Here is a 343-nt window from a genome sequence, read left to right on the forward strand (position 1 = left end):
CCGCTGCGGCCGGGGGCCTCGGGGCGTTCCTCGGCGTCGTCGGCCGGGCGGTCCGGGGCGGGCGGGGCCTCCGCGTCCCGCCGCTCCGTCCGGTCCGGGGCGACGGCGCTGGAGCGGGCCGAGCTCCACGCGTCGGGCGCCGCGAGGTCCACGTCGGGGGTGGCACGGGGGGCGACCGGCGCGGTGACGTAGGTGGGCAGGGGGACCGGCACGGGGTCCCAGCTGTCGCCCTGGCCGGGCCGCCGCTGCCGTTCGCGCTGCTGGTCGACCCACTCGGCGTGGTCGGTCTGCTCGACCAGCGCCCGGCGGTCCGCGGCGAGCGCGGAGAGCCCGGTGTCGGGTT

Annotated in this window: 1 pseudogene; it reads right to left on the minus strand. The window is 81.3% G+C overall.

From position 1 onward, the window contains the following. A pseudogene (locus GTW67_RS09410) lies at positions 1 to 343 on the minus strand (hypothetical protein); the annotation flags it as partial.

The organism is Streptomyces sp. SID5910 (assembly GCF_009862125.1).
Lineage (GTDB): Bacteria > Actinomycetota > Actinomycetes > Streptomycetales > Streptomycetaceae > Streptomyces.